We start from the raw sequence: 19,825 nt of genomic DNA, 5'->3' as shown, positions 1-19,825 counted from the left end.
CTATCCTTTATAAGTCTTCTTTTTTAAACACATCAGGGCCAACTTTATCAAAATCATCCCTCGATATTTTCGACTCATTGGCATTATCATATGTCTCACCAGCTTTTGCATTCGCAGAAGTTTTCATATTTGGTAAGTCACTCTTATTTGCAGAAACAACAGCAGGTTTCAAATCTGTTCTATTTTGATCTGCATTCCTCATAGCTGTTTTTCCTTCGGCCATATCCATAGCTTCTTGTTTATCTGAAGTAACGGAAAAGCCTGATTCATCAGCTAGATGATCTGCATTTTGATTTCTACTTACGCTCAACCCTTCATTTGTAATGCTATTTGCAGAGTCACTATCAGTGCCATGATAAACAGTTTCTGTATTACTATTTGCACCAATCTCAGTCGTTGATTCAGGCTTATTACTACTAGCTGACTGAGAGTTTTCAGCACCGTTACCTTTTCCATTAACTAAGTTATCTACCTTATCAGTTAATGATTTTGGAGCCAATTTAGCTAATTTAGCGCCCGTTGCTGACATTGCTGCATCTACAGCTAAACTTTTACCAGCACTGACTAAAACGTCTGAAGTGGATTGTGTACCACTAGATATATCATTTATGGCATTACCAATTGTTTGTCCACCTTCCCATGCTCCATATAAAGCGAGAGCACCACCACCTATTTCAACAATCGCTGGAATTAGGAAAAATAGGTAGCCCGTAGGATCTGTCCCAGCTAAGGGGTTATTCATACCGTAACTATATGGGTTAATCGACTGACTATTGCCCGGTGCTTGAATAAACGGATCAACACTCAAGAAACGACCAAGGTTGTAATCATAGACCCGCCCGTTCATATGAATGAGCTCTACATTATCTAAATGTTCGTGGTCAGTAAAGCCTCTTCGTGTTTTGGCATCCGCCATATCACCGAGTTTTGAATCTCCAAATGCTTTTAAGCCGCCACTGGCTAGCCGTGGTTTACCAAATGGGTCAAAATTTCGCTCTGCTTCTACTTGTCCGTTATGGTCGGTAAATACGCGTGCACTGCCTAAGCGGTCACGGTGAGTGTATCGAATGCTTGCACTGACCCCTGTCGTTTGGCTTATAACGGCTATGTCGTCTATGTAAGCTCGCCATGTGGTGTTGCTGCCGTCGATTTCTTCTTCATACAACTTATCGCTATAAAAAGTGGTTACGCTGCCATTCACTTGCTTAAAGCGCATGTGTTGTGGACCATAGGTAAAGGTGAGGGTTTTACCGTTTTTTATAATTTGTGTGGGTTTATCCATCGCGTTGTAGCTGGCACTTGTAAGGCCGTCGCCCCGTGTCATATTACCACGTGCATCATAACTAAATACTTTCCAACTGCCGTTGCGTAGCACACGTTTTACTGCATTCGGCCCACCTGTTGCACCGTTAGTGTAATCGTATTGTGAGGCGTAATCCGATTTAGATAACAGATTGCCCACCGCATCATAGCTGTAGTCAATCGTGGTAATGCCATTAACAGCGTTACTTTCTAAACGGTGCAGTGCATCGTAGCTGTAACTTTCACTAAAATTGTGCTGGTTGCCAATACTCCCCGTGGTGATATCAACGGCTTTTAAATTACCAAAGCCATCATACGCTGAGTAATTAATACTCATGATATTGCTATTATTTTTAGCAATGGTTTTAAGGATCATCTGACCATTCTTAAGGCTGTAAGCGGTATTTTCACTTAACCCATTACCTAATGTCCCCTGTGATATATTACCAAACACATCATGTTCAGTGATAGTTTTAAACACATAACCACTGGCGGCATTTTTTACCTGCGTTTGATAGCCTGCATCGTTATAAATGTACTCTAAGGTAAGGTTATTCGGGTAACGTAGCCCTTTTACACGGCCATAGTTACTGTCGTAAAATGTGGTTGTTGTGTAGCTTTTACCGCTACCAATAATAGTTTGGCTACTAGGACGGCCTCGACTATCGTATGCGTAATTTTTTGTTACGCCATTACCTGCCGCTTGATTTAACTGCCCTAGGCCATAGGTAGCGCCATCATAGCTATACGTTAACGTATTTTCACCTGTCGCGGTGCGTCGTGTAACGCGCCCAAGTACATCGGTTACATAACTGATGGTTTTATTATCCGCTCGGGATTCATGTTGTAATTCACCAAAACCATTATATTGAAAATTAGTGATACCTTGATTTGGATCGTTTACCTGTACTTTTTGACCAAGTGCATTGTACATTGCCACAATGTTATTGCCGTTAGCATCTTGAATAACGATTGGTAACCCTTGCCCATTATAGCTATAACGTGTAATTCCATTGTTTGCATCAGTTGTTTGCATTAGTTGCTTAAGGCTATTGTAAGTACGCGACATATCTAGCGTGATGCCATAACAACTATCATAAACTGTTATGCCTGTGGCAAGTTCGCTGTATTCGTAGTTTGTAGTCATATCACCGCAATGTTGATTGGTTACTTTTTCAGTTACGCGACCGAGTGTATCGTGTGCGGTATAAAATGTACCAAATACTGAGGCATGCTCTTTATGTGGTACAGATTCAAATGTTTTATAACCTACACTGTTATAAACAACATCACTGAATATCCAATCGCTATCAAAACCTTGTACGGCAGTGCGTAGTGTACGACCTAACTTATCTATATAGATTTTTTGGGCTGGTTGCCCGGCTGCCACCTTTAAGACTTGTAAAGCTGCGTGTTCGGGAGCTTGTGTATCCGGTGTTTGTACTGCACTGTACTGAATGGGCATACCCGCAGTTTGAACGCTGTACGGACGGTTGTAATCATCATAGCCATAGTTGGTTACTTGATAATTACTGCCACTGAGTTGTTGGCGTGTTTGGGTTACCTGCCCCGTGGCGGGGTTCACATTGGTATAACTTATATGCCCTTTAGCATTGATTTGCTTGTGGGGGAAATAGCCGTCGCTTGCCTCGCTGATGCCATTTTTACTGTACGTAGTTGATGTCGTCCGCGTTTGGTCAACCCAACTGCCGCTACTGTTGCGTACTTTGGTTGTTTGACTTACAAGGTGCGGTAAGCCGTAATCATTAAAAGCAGTCGTAACTGTACTGCCATTACCCGAAATAGCTGAGCCTATTTTACCACTAATTTCGACTACACCAGCCTGACGACTGCTATGATATTGAGAATAAACAGTTGTATTAGATGTTTTTTGATCGAGTGTTACATTCGTTATTGGATCATTACTATTACGCTCTTTAATTGCGTTTTTTGTCACTGTTTTATTAGTGAGTTTATTTAACCACCAACTGCTTTTATCGTTCTGATAAGTACTAGTTTGGGATGTTGTATATACTCCCCAGTCGTCATTAATCTCTACCGAGTTGGCTGTTACATTTGCATATTCATCAATTCCAATTATGGTTTTATTGGTAGATGTAACAACACTTTTAGAATCAAGATCTCGCGTTAGCTGCGTTGTAGAACGAGGATATACATTATAAACACCTGATATAGTATGGTTCAGGTTATCCTGCCAGTCAGTACTTGAATAACTTAATGCATTAGCTTCCAGACTTGCTGATTGTAATAAATTATAACTTCGCACGTTATAGTCATTTACCGCAAAAGTAGCTTGGCGTTCTAACTTACCCTGATACGGAAAGACTTGTTTAAAGTCTGATTGTGTAACGAGCCCTCGACTTACATCTTTTTCTATAATGCTTTTAAAGCCCATAAAACCACGGCCTTGGGCATTATAAACAGAACCTAAATAATTATAGCTGCGCTCATTCGTACCGCCAACCCCATTACTTTGTTTAAAACTAGTTACTACATACATTGATGAGGCAAAATTAAAGTATCCATTACCATTAACTATATCGCTCGAGAGTAAATCGTAATCAAGTTCATTACTTGAAAGCGGCCTTAAACGCCATTGTGATTTAACACCTAAGCCATTTTCAACACTTTCAATGAGATCTGCTGGTGCATAATCGCTATTTGTAATTCCACTACCTGAGCCATAATTTCTACTTATAAAAATTCCGTAATCACTTTTATATTGCACAAATTCATTACCAAGAGATGCATCATTAAATGTTGTTAATTTCCCCGCTGAATAATTTCTTCTATGATTAAAAACTAGGGAAGGGATACCTGTACCAAACACATCAATAAAAGTTGATTGATAGGCATGCCCAAGATAATTTGTTGGCTCTCTTCGAACTGAAAAACTATTACCTACTCCCTGTTCAAAATAAATAGCATCAAATCTATAAATGCTATTATCAACCGACTCACTGTTGATTGAAGTTATAGAACCAACATCTGAAGAGCTAAATCGCGAGCCGTATAGTTCATCGCCACAACGATTTTTAGTCCCTCCAATTTGACTTGGTATTAACGCACATGATTCATATATCCTCTCACCAGGTACAAGTACCTCTGGTACCCCATCATTATTAATATCTTGTACTTTAAATGCCCCCATAAATTTAGGAATATACCTTGTGTCAACTTCATTATTGCTAAGTCGTATATACGAAAAACGAGTTTCAAAAGGGTTAGAACCTAAGTTAATTTCGTTTTGAGCAAAATTCCCTCCCCCAATGTTTAGTCTAGCAACTAACTTTATCGACGGTGTTGTACGCCACCCAATCCAGTCGCTTAACCCGTCCCCATTTATATCAATAAAATATGAAAAAACCGGATGTAAATCTTGATAATCACCATTATAAAGTATATCTAAATCATCTAAACCAACATTTGAAAAGTCACTGCCGCTATTGACTAATAAACTAGTTGGTATAGCTTGTGGATAAGGGTTATCTCTTGAAGCACCGCTGTCAGTTTTTATTATATCGGGCAGACCATTACCTGTCATATCTCCCATAAATTGAAAGCCTCGTCCTAGTATATTGGATGTTCCTTTACGTATTAAACCATAACTACCTATATACTGACTTTCACTATATGGACGCTGAACTAAACCCGTGTGATAATAAAGTTTTAAAGACACCCCGCCTGAATTTGATGAATCATAAACCATCAGGTCAGGCCATCCATCACCGTTGTAATCTGCTATATGAACAGGGTGACTATCAGCTATGCCCAAGTTGGCACTATTTCCTAGCTCTACATTAGTAGTGACCATTCCACCATTTGTATATTTAATTACCATTAGCCCATTAACATTTGACCAATCATCACTTTTACCATCCATGTTAAAGTCACCATCAACGCAAATTAATTGCCTGTTATAGCTGTTTTGATAGCAAGGGTTAAACGCCAAATTGTTATATGAAGAAAGTTCAGCCTCAGCATTAAGGTAAACTCCTGGCCAATCTCTTACTCCATCGCCATTTAAGTCGCCTTGAGGTATATGCTCAAATAAATTTAAAATATTAGGAAATAGCCTTTCTCCATTAGCCAAGCTTAGCGTATTTAACGCAACTGTTTGTTTATTATCACTCCAATCAATGTTCGTTATTGAAAAACAATTATCTGCACCTTCACACTGCTGAACTTTATTTAATAGATCTCTATTTGAAGTTCGACTTAAGGTATAAGTTAAGTCATAAGACCTAACTACTTGGCCATTATTTTCAACATTAATTGCTTTTAGCTGCTGTGATGATGAGTAATTTCCTCCTGCTATATAACCACTTTTAAACCTGTTATTACTTTCGTAAGCGAAAGTAATTGATTGGCTCCCTTTTGAACTAATACCATTTCCTGTGTAAGCTATTCCACTTAATAGCGTTTCACCGACTCCAAACTCTTCATATTTATAATGAATATAATTTTTCGCAGTAGCATCATGTTGATATTCAATTAACCACGAATACGCAGTACTTTTACCACCATGCACTAAGCGTGAATTGCTGGTTTTACCAAAATAAGCAACATGCCCATTTTTATATTCGGCTTTAAACCACGTCGACGTGCCATTAAGAGAACCGCTTTGCGTAACGCGAGTGAAGCTATCTATTTCTGTGCGATATTCAGTGCCTGAATTACCATAAGAGCCTAATGTTGCGATTAAACGTTGACCGTCTAGGCACAAACGGTCATTACTGTTGTATTGTGGGTTTTGACTAAAACCATCTTGTGCATAAGTTGCAGCGCAGCGTGTAATACTTGAACCTGCTGTTAATGACCAACCCACACCGGCTATACCCTTACCGCTTCGTGATGAATAATTGAGCGATACTTCCGGCTGCATGCCTACACGCCCTGGCGGTAATTCAATAGGAATGTGGTAGGTTGCTGCGCCACCATCAACCCCGGCTTGACCCTTAATAGCTCCCACACCACTAACCGTTGGCGACCCCACCTGTTCGAACTCCAACTCATTATTAGGCGTTATTGCTGCCAACGCTGCAAACTGAGAGGTTTGTTCCAAAATTGTATAATCTTGAAGCACCACATCACTATCAGGCCAACCTGACTTTATTGCTTTAGCGCACACGCGTTGACTGCGCGTTAAATTAAATGCACTTGTATAGCTCAGCCAGCTACCGTTATCGCAACTTGTACCGTTATTAACTAGCTTATACTTGACTGTGTAACTTGAACTAATTGATATTGCCGTACCGGAAAGGATTGATTCTGAGGCAGGAGTAATACTGGGTTTTTCTAACTTAGGTTTTGCAGGAGCTGTAATAACAGGGCCTACCAAGTAATCACTATAAATAATTTTCCTTGGCCCTACCTCTGTTTTAGAATAATCAGTCCCAGCTTTAACTCTAAACCGGTAGCTGGCATAGTTAGTTAATGCAAAGTGGTAAATTTTTCCTGTAGTTGTTGCAACAACCCTATAAGCACCGCCAGCTTCAGATACTTCAACAACAAAGTGCGTAGTAAGATTGCAATTACCATTACAAGGCAGAATACTGAAAGTATTTTTACTCTGGCTTTCAAGAGCTCCATTGAAAATTTTTGCAGAAAAAGTATTCAGTTCGCCACCATCATTAACTCCCCAATCCCAAGAGACAGATATAGCGTTATCACTTTTGCTATAATTAAAATTAGTTGGTGCAAAAGGGGCATAACTAATACCACCGAATGGGGGCCGTAAGGTAAAATCAGCGAGAGTAAAACTTGAATTACTCAACGTAAAACACGAATAACTAAGTGTGAGTAAATAAAAACAGGTAAACAGTGCTTTTTGTATAATATGCTGCCAGTGTAAATACTTCATTATTCGTTCCTTAAATAAAACCACCGTTCATTATTCACAAAAAAAAACAAATGAACATAATGAGTTATCATTAATCTAACAAATTAAAAACATCTAATTAGCGATAATGAAGGTATTCTAAAAACAACTCTGGTATGTAGGGAATAAATACTTGACTTACTCCCTAATACTTTTACAAATCTCGCTTACGCCACAGTAGGTAAACCGCAGGAATAACAAGTAAAGTAAGTACAATTGCACTGCCCATACCGCCAACCATAGGCGCTGCTATTCGGCTCATTACTTCGCTTCCGGTGCCCGTGCCATAAAGCACAGGCAGTAAGCCAATAATAATTGTCGCAACTGTCATCATAACTGGGCGTACTCGAAGCCCTGCACCTTCAATGATAGCTTGCTGTAATTGCACTAAGCTAAGCGGTTTTCCGGCTTGCTCTGCTTCGAGGCACTTTTCTTGATAGGCTTGGTTTAAATACACCAACATAATGACCCCAATTTCTACCGCTACCCCAGCTAAGGCAATAAAGCCCACACCTACTGCAACTGAAAAGTTAAAGCCCTCTAAATACATTAGCCATACGCCACCAATCATTGCTAGTGGCAACGTAGCCATAATAATTGTGACCTCAGCAAAGCTTCTAAAATTAAGGTAAAGCAATAAAATAATAATCGCTAATGTAAGTGGTAATACATAAGTCAGTTTGTCTTTAGCGCGCTGCATGTATTCATACTGCCCAGCCCACGTAATTGAGTAGCCAGCAGGTAGTATTAGGTCTTTATCGAGCACTTGCTGAGCGTGCTCAACGTAAGTACCAATATCAACGCCATCTATATCAATAAAACTCCAACCGTTTAAACGTGCATTTTCGCTTTTTATACCAGGCGGTCCATCTTCAATAAATACATCAGCTACATCACCAAGTGCTATACGCTGCCCTGTAGGCGTTACAATAGGTAACAACATTAGCTCTTCTGGCGAGTCTCTGTATGCTTGCGGGTAACGCAAATTAACTGGGTAGCGCTCTTGCCCTTCTACCGTTTGTGTTACGTTTGTGCCACCTATTGCAGTAGATACAACTTGCTGTACGTCGCTAATGTTTAAACTATAACGCGCGGCTTTTTCACGATTTATATCTACTTTTATATAACGTCCACCGGCTACTCGCTCTGAATAAACCGATGCGGTGCCTTGCACATCTTTTAAAAGCACTTCTATTTGTTGACCAATTTTTTGAATTTCACTCAACTTTGGTCCCGCAACTTTAATGCCCACGGGAGTTTTAATACCGGTTGCGAGCATATCAATACGTGTTTTAATTGGCATTACCCACGCGTTCGTCAACCCCGGAAACTTAACCAAACCGTCGAGTTCTTTTTTTAGTTTTTCAAGAGTCATCCCCTCGCGCCATTCGTTTTTTGGTTTTAACTGAATAAACGTCTCTATCATTGTAAGCGGCGCAGGATCTGTTGCTGTTTCTGCTCGCCCAACTTTACCAAATACGGTTTTAACCTCGGGTACTGTGGCAATTAGCTTGTCGGTTTGCTGTAGTATTTCGCGCGCTTTACCTACCGATAAACCAGGATACGTTGTGGGCATATACATTAAGTCGCCCTCATCAAGTGGCGGAATAAATTCACTGCCAATTTTGTTTACCGGATAAAAGCCAATAACAGAAACAACCACCGCGAGTACCAATGTCATTTTTGGAAATTTAAGCACCCAGTTAAGTAGTGGGCGATACGCTGCGACGAGTAATCGGTTAACTGGATTTTTTTGCTCCGAAATAACTTTACCTCTAATAAAGTAACCCATTAATACCGGCACTAAGGTAATCGCAAGCCCAGCAGACGCTGCCATAGCATAGGTTTTAGTGTAAGCCAGTGGCGCAAACATACGTCCTTCTTGCGCTTCTAAAATAAATACCGGCATAAAGCTGACGGTAATAATTAATAAACTAAAAAATAATGCAGGACCCACTTCACTCGCCGATTTAGCCACAACTTCCCAGCGATTTTCGTTGGTAAGGGGCGTTTTTTCCATATGTTTGTGCATATTTTCAATCATAACGATAGCGCCGTCGGTCATTGCGCCTATCGCTATTGCAATTCCCCCTAAAGACATAATATTGGCGTTAATCCCCTGCCAATACATAATTATAAATGCCGTTAAAATGCCAAGCGGTAACGTAATAATTGCCACCAATGATGAGCGCACATGAAACAAAAACACCACACACACCAAAGCAACTACAATCAGCTCTTCAATTAGCTTACTCGTTAGATTATCTACCGCGTTATTTATTAAGTTGGAGCGATCGTACACAGGGACTATTTCAACGCCCTCTGGTAATCCCTTTTTAAGCGATTCTAATTTTTCTTTTACCAGCTCAATAGTTTTTTGTGCATTTTCGCCATAGCGCATAATAACGATGCCGCCAGTTACTTCGCCTTCGCCATTTAGCTCTGCAATACCACGGCGCATTTGCGGCCCGACTCTAATATCAGCTACATCACGCAATTGCAGCGCAGTACCGTTGGCGTTTACGCCAAGCGGAATAGCTTCTAGGTCGGCAACACTCTTAATGTAGCCGGTGCTTGTTACCATGTATTCAGCTTCAGCCATTTCAACTACTGAGGCGCCCATCTCTTGGTTGCCTTGCTGGATAGCGGTTTGAATAAGGCTAAGCGGGATACCATATGCACGTAATTTATCGGGCTCTACATTGACTTGGTATTGCTTAACCATGCCACCAACAGCAGCCACTTCAGAGACTCCTGGTACGGTTTGTAGCTCAAACTTTAAAAACCAATCTTGTAAGCTTCGTAGCTGACTAATATCGTGTTTATTTGTTTTATCAATTAGTGCGTATAAGTAAATCCAACCTACGCCTGTTGCATCAGGACCAAGCTCTGGCGTAGCGCTATCGGGCAATCGGTTTGCTACTTGGCTTAGGTATTCTTGTACTCGGCTACGCGCCCAATACAAATCGGTTTTTTCGTCAAAAATAACGTAAACGTACGAGTCACCAAAAAATGAAAAACCTCTTACGGTTTGCGCACCCGGCACAGAAAGCATTGCTGTAGTGAGAGGAAATGTAACTTGGTCTTGCACTACTTGCGGCGCTTGCCCCGGATAAGTAGTTTTTATAATGACCTGAACATCAGATAAGTCAGGCAAGGCATCCACGGGCGTATTTTTTATCGCAAACAACCCTCCACCTAGTAAAATTAATGTAAGCAACAACACAAAAAAGCGATTGCTAACAGACCAGCGAATAATGGCAGTTATCATAATGACTCCTAGTGAGAACTGTGTTGCATAGGTTGCATAGTAGAATGATCAATCAGCTCTGCGTTTTGCGCTTTAGTGATTACAAATTCATCATTAATAATGCTAAAAGTAAAATTAATATACTGGGCATTTTCAAACTGACTAATATCAATATCTGGCGCTAATAAAAAGTCCATTGTGGCGGGTTCTCGATTCCATTTTTCAATGGCTTCTCGACTAATATTTATAATGCGATTTTGTATATCTATGGCATTAATAGTGCCGTTAACCGTGGCGCTTTGTGGCTGCATATCCATGTTCATATTAGAGCCTGAACCAGAATCCGACCCCATACCTGAGCTAATACCAGAACTAGGTATTTCCATTCGTTTAAAGTCGGAGCTCTTACTTGACTCAGAGTCTATTAAAAATTGCGCTGAGGTCACTACCGTGTCACCTGTCATTACACCTGACAAAATGACCGCTTCATTACTATTAATTTGCCCAACTTCTACTTCTACTGATTTAAAACGCCCCTCACCTAATGCAATAACCACACGGTTTTGATGCTGCGTGCGAATTACCGCTTCTTTAGGGACTGTAAATTGCGCTTTACTCGCTTTAGCGTGAATGCTCACTTGTGCAAACATATTTGGTTTTAACCGATGATCTGCATTTTCAAACCTGAGCCTTACACGCAGAGTCCGGTTTTTAGCATCAAGCGCGGGGTAAATGTAATCAACCTTACCTTCCCACTTTTGACCTTTTAAGTAATCAAGCGTCATTGTTACAGGTAAACCAACGCTCACTAGCTCTGATTGGCGCTCGAAAACTTCTGCCTCTACCCAAATTTCATCAAGCTGAGCAATACTCATCATTGATGTGCCTGGTTTAACGTAAAAGCCTTCTCGTACTGTTAGCTCATCTACCACACCACTTTGCTTTGCGTAAAAAGTAATATTTTGCATTATCGTTTTATTTTTTTGTAAGCGCTCGATAAATCCATCAGACACATTTAACGACTCTAAACGTGCCTTTGCTGCGCGAATTAACACGGTATTATTACGATTCACCGCCAGTAAAAGCTCTTCCTGTGCGTTCACCAATTGTGGTGAATACAAAGTATATAAAGGCTCACCGGCTTTAACTTGGGCACCTTGCGCTTTAACGTACAAGCTTTCAATCCAGCCTTCTACACGCGGATGAATGTGAATAAGTTGGTCTTGGTTATATTGCACATAACCTACAGTATTTATATCGCTGTGAAGTGTTTTAAGCTCTACTTTGGCGGTTCTTACCCCCAAGTTATTAACTACTGCAGGCGAAATAGTTACTGCACCTGGTCCATCCTGAGCATTGCTATCGTTTTCATATACAGGGACTAAATCCATTCCCATTGGCGACAGCCCTGGCGCGTCACGCCTGTAATTACTATCCATAGGGGCTACCCAATATAAGGGCTGTTTTTCAGCACTTTGCTGTTCATGCATTGCCGAGTTACTAGGTAAAAACTGCATTACTAAGGCGCCAATTAACGCAAATGCGCCCGCACCAACTAAGGCAGCAACAAGTAACTTTAAATTAGTATTCATTGTGTAATTCTCCAGTTTGCTCGCTCATTACTTGGGGGTCTAAGCTACTTGCATAATAATTAAGGCGAGCGGTAATAATATGCTGATCTACTTGAATATTAAGCGCGTCTATTTTGGCGTTAAGCTCACTAATACGCGCGCGCATCACGTCAGAAAAATCCCCATCGTCGCGCGTATAAGCATTAAGTGTTGCTTGAGATTGCTCTGACATTTGCGGTAATAACGTACTTTGATAAAGCGCATCGCGTTTTTGCAAACGAACGAGTTGGCTAAACTCCTTAAAGTACATGCCTTTGAGTTTTTGAAGCGCCACCAGCTTTTGTGTTTTAGTAGCTTCTGCACTAGCAATAGCCGATTTAACCTGTTGATCTTGTCTGTTATCAGTAAACAATGGCAAATCAATACTAAACCCTACCGAAAGTAAATCAGCTCGCGACTCCCCCATAGGCGTATCATCTCGGTAACCATAACCCACATTAACGCCCATTTGAGGTTTGTAGCTTTGCTTAGCGAGCGCAACTTCGGTTTGCTTTGCGGTGACGGTTTTGTCTATCGCAATAATTGCGGGATGCGCCATAAGCAACTGTATTAATTTATCAAATTCAATGTTTGCAAAATCAACCAGCCCTGTGATTTTAGTAAATTCGGCATTTAAAGGCTGCATAAGCATATTCATAGGTAACCACTGTGCTAAACGGTTTTTAGCACTTTCAAATTGCTGCTCAAGCATAACCAGCTTATCTTCAAGGCGAGTGAGCTCTAATTGCGCACGAATAATATCTTGCTGGCGTGTTTTACCTAAGGTACTTGCGTAGCTTGCTTCGGTAATTTCAATAAGCTGAGTAAATAGCCCTTTATCTTGCTCAATTAAAGCAATACTTCGCTGAGCACGATACGCGTTTAACCACGACTCAATCACAATTGCTTTTACTTGTGCTAAGCGATCGGCGCGCTGCCAAGGATATTGTTGAGCAGACTGAGCTAATGCCTTTTGTTTAAGTGCTAAACTATTCCCTCGGCTAAACTTTTGGCTCAAATCGACTTTAAGCTGCGTCATCCCTTCTTGATCAAACGCATAACCGTTAGTAGGTAAGTTAAGTAAGCCAACCGTTAAAACAGGATCGGGTAAGGTGCCTGCGGCAATACTTTGCGCTATTGCGGCATCTTCTTGGTAGCCACTCGCTTTTAGCCATGGCTCATGCGTTAATGCATAATTAAGCGCTTGCGTTAAGCTAAGCGTTCGCTCATTGCGGGCTTGCTTTAGCGTATCGATATTTAGGTTATTTGAATTGTTTTGCGCATTAACAGCTGTGCTAAATAACACAACACTACATAATACGGCTTTAATACTTACAGCGTGGTTCATCACCTGCTCCATCTAAAAATAAAAGAAAATCTTAAATTAGGAAGCAAAAAAGGTGTTTAGGAGTTTTACAAAAACCTTTTATATCAATTGCATTGAATTAATGATCTATTATTGCGGTAGGGAAATAGCTCTATAAAAAGGAAAAAATTACGCAGTATAGTTGCTTTATATAAGTAATTTTTAACGCAGTTAGAGAGTTATTTAGTTCCTAAAATGAGCATGTTTTCAATAAAATTGATATTACACCTATCCTGCTATTAAGCAGACATAGGAGGACGGTAGAGTGAACGAGGTATATTAATTTGTGTAGTAAATACACTTATATTTACTTTTTCAGATTCAAGTAAAATAACGCTAAATAAAGTATCAACATTAAGCATTGAATTAGCAGCGCAGCCACTCATAGGGCATTTGCAATCATTTTGTGGCGTACTTTCGTCGTCGCAACAATCCATCTGCATCATATTTTCAGACATGCTAGCAACAGCTGTTGCATCACTACTGTGTGTCATTGGCATTTGGGCATGCATTGCTGTTTTTGTTGGCATATGTGGCATTTCGCATACCATAGCTACAGACGCAACTGCCTGACCCACAAAAGTGAGCAGTAAAGTTATCATGAGTAAACTAGAGTAAAAACGTTGCAACATTATGCCTTTTAATAAATTTTAAAATGATTGTAAGATAACCTAACGGCAACCACAAATACTTTAATTATGTAGACTGCGGTTTATCAGGTGTTTTAATTAAGTTACTCGCTATAATTGCAAATATACAATATGCGCTAAAATACCAAAAGCCCTCACCAAATTGTGCATTCATAACAAGTAGCTCACCACTTTTACCATGAGCGTTACCTGCTAGATAAGTCACTATTAATGCAATAACAAATACATCAACCATGCTCCACTTACTTAATGCACAAATAACCAGACCGAGCTTTTGCTTAAACCCATTCAAAGGTAGGCAACAATAAAGCAATTGTAATAGCAGCTTCAAGCTTGGAATAACAATAGAAAACAACCCCACTAAAGCAGCTACAAGTAAATTGTTATTATTAGCAAGTTCTTTAACTGTACCTAAAATACTTTGTGTTTTGTTATAGGCGCTAATCTCGCCCTCTAACTTATCAAGCCCTAGCATATTCGAGAACATCATTAGCATGCTGCGAGTCCGGCCATCGCCCTCTTCAGCCAGCATTTCAATACCCGCTTGCGCTAACTTTGATTTATCTATGTTGCCCTCTATTGTTAATACTGGTTTTGTAATACCAGGAAACAATAAACAAAGAGCAACCACTACACTTATAACCGACAACCAATTACGCATATTTAATCAACCACAACCTCTATTACATCATCACTATAAAGCATCGACTCTAAAACAAAGTTATAAAGTTTCTCAATTGGGAGCTGTGGATTGATTTCTTTTAAGGTTGTATCAACTAATGACCAGTTTTTATTTTCGATAGCTTTGGCAAGAATTAAGCAATCGCCTAGCACCCCAGAGCCATGTAATAAAGCATCAGTGATATCTTTGTTTAGTGTAAATTCTTTAACAATACTATTTAATTCAATATCCAAAATGGCATCAAGCATTGAGAACAACCCAACTAAATAGCCTTGCTGAGCCAAATCACGACTTTCTTCAGTTAAAATTAACTCTATTAACCTTGCTCGCACAAGTGCAAATTTAGTGAGCTCTGTCGGTTTATCTATACCTAAGTCACTGAGAGCTAGTACGCGGACAAACTGGCGAATAACGTCTTCGCCTAGATACACTACAGCTTGCGAAATAGACGTAATTACTAAATTACTATTTCCTGAGCGTGCATTAGCTAATTTCAAAATACGCGTGGTAATACCAACATCTCTGGCTACACGCTGATGTATCTCCTCAAAACATAAAGACTCTTTTGACGTTGATTTAAGTAAATCAAACACAGTAACTTTTGAAGGATCGATACCACTGTAAGTTAGCATTTCTGGACGAGCAAAAAAGAACCCCTGAAATAAGTCACATCCAGCAGTTTTTAGTACTTTAAACTGCTCGTGTGTCTCTATACGCTCAACAATAATTTTACAGTGAGGGTATTTACGCTTAAGCTTTTTTACGTGCATATTAGTTTTTATTATGGGCTCATCGGCCTCTATTTTTATATAACTAACAAGTGCTAATAATGGCTCCCACTTTGCATCGCCATCATAATCATCAAGTGCAAAAGTGTATCCCTCTTTTTTTAATGACGTAACACGTTTAGCTACTTCATCTATATTCACTGTGCGTTCTACAATTTCAATAACCGTCATTTCAGGATTTAATAATTTAGGGAAGTCATCGAGTAATGCATCCGTTGATAAATTAATAAATGCCAGTTGATGCGCAGTAAGCTTTTCAGCACCTACCAACATAAGCGTATTAAAAAATAAACGGCTCGTTGCATGTTCATCACTTGTACCTACTGGAAAGGCGTTATTTGATGAATTCCTATACAGCAACTCATACGCAAAAACCTCTTTTTCAGCATTAAATATGGGTTGTCTTGCTACATACTGCGTAAGAGTAGGAGTTAAAGTTGGTGTATTAGACACTTTCAATAGGTTTAGCCTGTAAGTTCATGTGTGCAAATAGCACTTATATAGTTACTTTAATACATGTGACAAATTAAAAGTATAGTAAAAATATCTTAATCATTGCAAACAACTAAAAGTAAATCATATAAAAGGATGCTCAACTAAATATAAAAATAGTGATCTATTGCCATCGTTTTTATTATCAAACCTCCCACAGACACATTACATATATTGCATAAACGCCTTACAAAAAGAATAAACAACTGGGCTTGTTGACCTTTGCGGATTAAAATTTGTTCAATCGTGGGGCTATTTATGGGAATAGCCACACACCATAGGCTCTGCCTTGCCTAAATACCAAACTGACTGCTGCAAATTTAACCTCGAAAGATAAACAGGCCTAGGGTTCAGAAATTCCCCCCCCCGCATGAATAATATACCCTTACAAAACCAAGGGGCTTATAGCGTTCAGCAGCCTTGCTAGGGTATAATAACGCCAAATGTAAACTTCACTTAAATAAGAACCTTCATGAGTATTGAAAAAGCCTTAATTGAACGCAGTAGTAATCAATGTGAATTATGTGCAGCAACCGAAAACCTTTCTGTATACGAAGTACCTCCTGTGACAGAAACTCATTCAGATAAATGTATTTACACATGTCAAACCTGTAAAGATCAAATCGAAAACAGTAGCGAATTAACACCAACACATTGGCACTGTTTAAATGACAGCATGTGGAGCCAAACACCCGCAGTACAAGTTGTAGCTTACAGAATGCTTTCGCGCTTAGCGCCTGATAATGGCTGGGCACAAGACGCACTCGACATGATTTACCTTGAAGAAGATACACTTGCTTGGGCTAAAAAAGCACTTGCGGAAGATGACGATGTTAAACATGTTGATAGCAACGGTGTGGTACTTCAAGCTGGCGATACCGTTACACTTATTAAAGATTTAGACGTTAAAGGCAGTAGCCTTACCGCTAAACGCGGTACCGCAGTACGCAATATTGGCTTAACGAGTAATCCTGAACATATTGAAGGGCGAGTTGATGGTCAACGTATTGTTATTTTAACTAAATACGTTAAAAAATAAGGCATAAAAATAAGCGCTGTATTGCACAGCGCTTTTTATTTAACATTTCAGCTATTCATTTACTAATTGTTCACTACGATAAAAGCCACTCGGCTTGCTTAATAAAGTCATGAGCTCTGGTAGCACTGCATCCATAGTTTGCTTTAGTTTCCATGGCGGATTAATGACTATCATGCCAGATGCGGTCATGCCGTGTACATCGGTGTCATCTTCAGTGCCCAATTCAAATAATTGAATATTACGCATACCTGAATCTATTAAACCTTGCTCCATATTATCAATACGTTCCCTATCCACTACAGGATACCAAATCATATAAGTACCTGTCGAAAAACGCTGGTACGCTTTGATTAAAGTAGTAACAACCGTTTCATAATCATCCTTAATTTCATATGGTGGGTCGATCAATACACATGCTCTGCGTGAAGCAGGTGGCAAAAGGCCTACCAATCCAGTAAATCCATTCTCACCACGTACACGAATAGATCGTTTACCTTGCATATTCTCTTCAAGTAATAACAAATCGCGCGGATGCAGCTCAAAAAACCATCCTTTATCGTGACGACGTAAAAAGTGCTCAGCAATCTTTGGTGAGCCCGGATAAAATGCAAGTTCATCTGTTTCATTAAACGATTTAATTAACGCTATATATTCATTAAGCGCAGCGTGTTCACTTTTATGCTGCCACAACTTTTCTATACCATCTTGATATTCTTGTGTTTTTTGCGAATCAGCTGCGGCTAATTCAAAAAAACCTGCGCCTGAGTGTGTGTCTATGTAATCAAGTGGTTTATCTTTAATTGTTTGATAACCTAGTACTTGCGCTAACACTAAATGTTTGAGTACATCGGCAGGGTTACCAGCATGAAATGAGTGTCTATAACTAAGCATTATTTATTTTCGCCATACGCTATTTAATAAAAAACAGTGAACCATAAGCACTATACTTTGGCAACTGAGAGTGAACCATTTATGAATGAAAAAGCCTTCACGCTGAATTATCCCTTAACGCAGAAGAAAAATCAGCTAAAACCACCGTAAATGCTGGCAAATCAATACACTTTGCTTTACATTTGCATGACATTAATTACAGTTATATGAGCGCCTTTATGAATAACAATACTCTTCAACAACTCGAACAACTGATCGATTCACTAATTGATCGTAATAATCAATTGCTAACTGATGTTTCAAACTTAAAAGAACAAAATAGCAAACTAGCAGATGAAAACGAACTATTACAGCTAGAAGCTATTGAAAACGAAGAAAAACAAAAAGATGCCAGCACAACTTTATCTGGTCTTCTTGATAAATTACAAAGTGCACAACAGGCTAGCTAATGTCTGAGCTGCAAAACCAGCGGGTCACTGTTGAATTGCTAGGTCAAGAGCAGCAATTTGCTTGTCCTGAAGGACAAGAAGAGGCACTAATAGCAGCAGCTAAAAACCTTAATGATTTGGTGGAGCAAATGAAACAACGCTCTTCAGTTCGAAATGATCAAAAAGCCTTACTTATGGCAGCGTTAAACTTAAGCCACGAATTGCTAGAAGCAAAAACACAGGCTACAGTTGAGCAACAGCAACAAGACCAACTCGTTGACAAACTAAGTCAGCATTTGGCAAATGACCCCTCACATCAAAAATAAAAAGCGCAAACTGCGCTTTTTGTTTATTATTAGCATAATTAAATAATAGCGTAGAGACACAGGATGAAGTTAAACCTATCTTATATAATCGCTTCATGTAAATACTTACTACTAGCATGTTCTTTATTACTCGTAGCGCCAACAACTTATGGCGCAGTCAATTGGGTAACTATTAATGCTAATATCCAATTTTTAGAACAAGAAAAAAAGCTGCGTTTTTACGACTCTAACCAAGTACTTATCGAAGGTGACAAGTGTGCACTACTTGTTGATGCAAGCGGTAATTTTGCTGCTGTGGAACAGCTAGCTAATGACCTAAAAAAACACCTAAAAACACCATTATGCTACTTAGTTGCTTCGCATTACCACGATGATCATTTACTCGGTATGGCGGTTATGCAACACTTCTACCCTGATGCAAAACTAATTGTGCATCAGCAAGTAAATAGCGATTTTAATCGCTACCAAAAAGCATTTAATGACCAACTCGATAGTTACGAGAAAAGTATAGAGCTGAGTTACCAACGCTTAGCAGGTATTTCAAAAGTAGAACAAGCACAATGGCGTGAAAAGTTGGAGCTTGCAAAAAAACGCCTTTTTCGCTGGCAAGAATATCAACTAAAGTCGCCAGAAATTATTATTGATGAAAATAAAACTCTTGATTTAGGGGGTTTTAAAGTAACCTTAAACGCTCATCAAGCCCACACAAGTGGTGACTTAACACTCACAACTAATAGCGGTCGTATTTTAATTGGTGGCGACATTGTTGACTGGCTCCCTTATCCTGGGCACGGCGAATTTAAAAGCTGGCAAACGCTGCTTAAACAATACATTGACGATGAAAATCTTGCGCTGATTATACCTGGGCATGGTGGTATACTTGACAGAGCTCAACTCAAACAGCCGTTAGCATTTCTAACCGCTATTACTGAGCATGTGAACAAAAACAACGATCAAACGATAGAACAACTTGTGTTATCGTTTCCTGAAAAAGTAATGAAACCTTACACAGAAGAATCTTTAAATGCAAAATCGAGCAATTTGTTTTTGCAATCAGGATTAGCTCGCGCGAAAAACGCAAAATAACTCAACACAATGG

Annotated in this window: 12 protein-coding genes; 4 read left to right on the top strand and 8 right to left on the bottom strand. The window is 39.6% G+C overall.

Annotation, left to right across the window (positions count from 1 at the left end; translation table 11 throughout):
* Positions 1-7 precede the first annotated feature (7 nt).
* The 7 genes from LOS73_RS01750 to LOS73_RS01720 all read right to left on the bottom strand — a co-directional run bounded on the left by LOS73_RS01750 (position 8) and on the right by LOS73_RS01720 (position 16,009).
* The gene (locus LOS73_RS01750) at positions 8-7,186 is read right to left on the bottom strand and encodes a SpvB/TcaC N-terminal domain-containing protein (RefSeq protein WP_457934379.1); all 7,179 of its coding nucleotides are present in this window, start codon (positions 7,184-7,186) and stop codon (positions 8-10) included.
* Between the two features lie 172 nt (positions 7,187-7,358).
* Positions 7,359-10,475: an efflux RND transporter permease subunit gene (locus LOS73_RS01745; protein WP_457934378.1), complete on the bottom strand. Its 3,117-nt coding sequence runs from the start codon at positions 10,473-10,475 to the stop codon at positions 7,359-7,361.
* Positions 10,476-10,483: 8 nt separating this feature from the next.
* Complete coding sequence (locus LOS73_RS01740) at positions 10,484-12,046, bottom strand: efflux RND transporter periplasmic adaptor subunit (RefSeq protein ID WP_457934377.1); 1,563 nt, start codon at positions 12,044-12,046, stop codon at positions 10,484-10,486.
* The gene (locus tag LOS73_RS01735) at positions 12,036-13,412 is read right to left on the bottom strand and encodes a TolC family protein (RefSeq protein WP_008138875.1); all 1,377 of its coding nucleotides are present in this window, start codon (positions 13,410-13,412) and stop codon (positions 12,036-12,038) included. The genes LOS73_RS01740 and LOS73_RS01735 overlap by 11 nt, the downstream gene beginning before the upstream one ends.
* A gap of 257 nt (positions 13,413-13,669) precedes the next feature.
* The gene (locus LOS73_RS01730) at positions 13,670-14,032 is read right to left on the bottom strand and encodes a hypothetical protein (RefSeq protein WP_306304990.1); all 363 of its coding nucleotides are present in this window, start codon (positions 14,030-14,032) and stop codon (positions 13,670-13,672) included.
* Positions 14,033-14,126: 94 nt separating this feature from the next.
* A complete protein-coding gene (locus LOS73_RS01725; RefSeq protein WP_033016366.1) occupies positions 14,127-14,741 on the bottom strand; it encodes a paraquat-inducible protein A in 615 nt (204 codons plus the stop codon).
* 2 nt (positions 14,742-14,743) lie between these two features.
* A complete protein-coding gene (locus tag LOS73_RS01720; RefSeq protein WP_007375971.1) occupies positions 14,744-16,009 on the bottom strand; it encodes an EAL and HDOD domain-containing protein in 1,266 nt (421 codons plus the stop codon).
* Positions 16,010-16,514: 505 nt separating this feature from the next.
* Between LOS73_RS01720 and LOS73_RS01715 the strand changes: the two genes are divergently transcribed.
* The gene (locus LOS73_RS01715; protein WP_007375970.1) at positions 16,515-17,081 is read left to right on the top strand and encodes a PhnA domain-containing protein; all 567 of its coding nucleotides are present in this window, start codon (positions 16,515-16,517) and stop codon (positions 17,079-17,081) included.
* Positions 17,082-17,132: 51 nt separating this feature from the next.
* Here LOS73_RS01715 and LOS73_RS01710 read toward each other — a convergent pair whose 3' ends face one another.
* Positions 17,133-17,972, bottom strand: coding sequence for a 23S rRNA (adenine(2030)-N(6))-methyltransferase RlmJ (locus tag LOS73_RS01710; protein ID WP_007375969.1), 840 nt, complete (start codon positions 17,970-17,972; stop codon positions 17,133-17,135).
* Between the two features lie 218 nt (positions 17,973-18,190).
* Between LOS73_RS01710 and zapB the strand changes: the two genes are divergently transcribed.
* The 3 genes from zapB (at position 18,191) to LOS73_RS01695 (ending at position 19,812) form a co-directional block, all read left to right on the top strand.
* Positions 18,191-18,421: a cell division protein ZapB gene (zapB, locus tag LOS73_RS01705; RefSeq protein WP_007375968.1), complete on the top strand. Its 231-nt coding sequence runs from the start codon at positions 18,191-18,193 to the stop codon at positions 18,419-18,421.
* Positions 18,421-18,726 carry a cell division protein ZapA gene (locus tag LOS73_RS01700; RefSeq protein ID WP_008138870.1) on the top strand — a complete coding sequence of 102 codons (306 nt, stop codon included), beginning with the start codon at positions 18,421-18,423 and terminating at the stop codon, positions 18,724-18,726. The genes zapB and LOS73_RS01700 overlap by 1 nt, the downstream gene beginning before the upstream one ends.
* 63 nt (positions 18,727-18,789) lie before the next feature.
* Positions 18,790-19,812 (top strand): MBL fold metallo-hydrolase, encoded by a 1,023-nt coding sequence (locus tag LOS73_RS01695; protein WP_457934376.1) that lies wholly within the window; start codon positions 18,790-18,792, stop codon positions 19,810-19,812.
* The last annotated feature ends 13 nt before the right edge of the window (positions 19,813-19,825 follow it).

It is taken from the genome of Pseudoalteromonas sp. SCSIO 43210, from assembly GCF_054133285.1.
This window is presented reverse-complemented; position numbering and strand designations above follow the sequence as displayed.

Coding starts and splice junctions, on each gene's coding strand:
- LOS73_RS01710 (WP_007375969.1), bottom strand. CDS start 17,972: ATGCTTAGTTATAGACACTCATTTCATGCTGGTAACCCTGCCGATGTA.
- LOS73_RS01725 (WP_033016366.1), bottom strand. CDS start 14,741: ATGCGTAATTGGTTGTCGGTTATAAGTGTAGTGGTTGCTCTTTGTTTA.
- LOS73_RS01740 (WP_457934377.1), bottom strand. CDS start 12,046: ATGAATACTAATTTAAAGTTACTTGTTGCTGCCTTAGTTGGTGCGGGC.
- LOS73_RS01735 (WP_008138875.1), bottom strand. CDS start 13,412: ATGAACCACGCTGTAAGTATTAAAGCCGTATTATGTAGTGTTGTGTTA.
- LOS73_RS01750 (WP_457934379.1), bottom strand. CDS start 7,186: ATGAAGTATTTACACTGGCAGCATATTATACAAAAAGCACTGTTTACC.
- LOS73_RS01730 (WP_306304990.1), bottom strand. CDS start 14,032: ATGATAACTTTACTGCTCACTTTTGTGGGTCAGGCAGTTGCGTCTGTA.
- zapB (WP_007375968.1), top strand. CDS start 18,191: ATGAATAACAATACTCTTCAACAACTCGAACAACTGATCGATTCACTA.
- LOS73_RS01715 (WP_007375970.1), top strand. CDS start 16,515: ATGAGTATTGAAAAAGCCTTAATTGAACGCAGTAGTAATCAATGTGAA.
- LOS73_RS01700 (WP_008138870.1), top strand. CDS start 18,421: ATGTCTGAGCTGCAAAACCAGCGGGTCACTGTTGAATTGCTAGGTCAA.
- LOS73_RS01745 (WP_457934378.1), bottom strand. CDS start 10,475: ATGATAACTGCCATTATTCGCTGGTCTGTTAGCAATCGCTTTTTTGTG.
- LOS73_RS01695 (WP_457934376.1), top strand. CDS start 18,790: ATGAAGTTAAACCTATCTTATATAATCGCTTCATGTAAATACTTACTA.